The 279-nt window shown below is 64.2% G+C and carries 1 protein-coding gene; it reads left to right on the top strand.

Going from position 1 to position 279, the window contains the following annotated elements; genetic code table 11:
- The coding region (locus tag IH54_RS0138990; protein ID WP_031526427.1) for an ABC transporter permease subunit at positions 1 to 279 on the top strand (279 nt) is incomplete at both ends.

The following is a 279-nucleotide window of genomic DNA, read 5'->3' as shown; positions in this document are numbered from 1 at the left end:
GAGGAAGCCGCCGCGATCGACGGCACCAGCCGGCTCGGCTTCTTCGCCCGCATGGTCATCCCGCTGTCACTGCCCGGCGTCGTGACCGTCGCGATCCTCTCCTTCATCGGCAGCTGGAACAACTACGTCCTGCCGCTCTACATCCTCAACTCGACCGCCAACTACACCCTGCCGCTCGGCGTCCAGGCCTTCTCCTCGCAATACTCCACCGACACCGCGAAAGTCCTCGCCTTCACGTCCCTGGCGATGCTCCCCGCGCTGATATTCTTCGCGATCTTC

Origin of the sequence: Streptomyces sp. NRRL F-5123 (assembly GCF_000721495.1) — a bacterium.
In the GTDB taxonomy this organism is placed as follows: Bacteria; Actinomycetota; Actinomycetes; order Streptomycetales; family Streptomycetaceae; genus Actinacidiphila.
The sequence above is the reverse complement of the archived record's forward strand: the minus strand, read 5'-3'. Positions and strand labels throughout refer to the sequence as shown.